1 protein-coding gene is annotated in these 420 nt (G+C 32.4%); it reads right to left on the bottom strand.

Translation table 11 applies throughout. The features are described 5' to 3' along the window. Positions 1 to 195: 195 nt before the first annotated feature. On the bottom strand, positions 196 to 420 hold a 225-nt coding region (locus J7R13_RS09100; RefSeq protein WP_208438331.1), incomplete at its 5' end, for an N-acetylmuramoyl-L-alanine amidase family protein.

Genomic DNA, 420 nt, shown 5'->3' with positions numbered 1-420 from the left:
AAGAAGATATCTTCAAAAAATCATCATAAAAACGGCTATCGCTTTCTTAAGAATTAATCAAAGAAAAAATACGTTACTTCAAACACACCAAGCGGATATCACCACAAGATTGGGATCAAGAGAAATTGTTTTCTATCTTTTATTTATACTAGGGTACACTAGAACCCCATATTGATACTCTATTTTCTCACAAATTTAAAGAGGCTGTATCATTTTCTGCCTATAATGAGCAAATTGACGAATAGAATGAGCAATAGAGGCTGCCATTTGTTTTCTCCAATGAGGATCATTTAATAACTTTGCGTCCTCTTTATTGGATAAATAACCTATCTCTATCAAGACGGAGGGTATATCTGAAGCTCTTAAAACTTGAAAATTAGCATACCGATGTGGGTTATTAATCAAGTTAATATGATTCTT

Source organism: Bartonella taylorii 8TBB (genome assembly GCF_902825155.1).
In the GTDB taxonomy this organism is placed as follows: domain Bacteria; phylum Pseudomonadota; class Alphaproteobacteria; order Rhizobiales; family Rhizobiaceae; genus Bartonella; species Bartonella taylorii_A.
The sequence above is the reverse complement of the archived record's forward strand: the minus strand, read 5'-3'. Positions and strand labels throughout refer to the sequence as shown.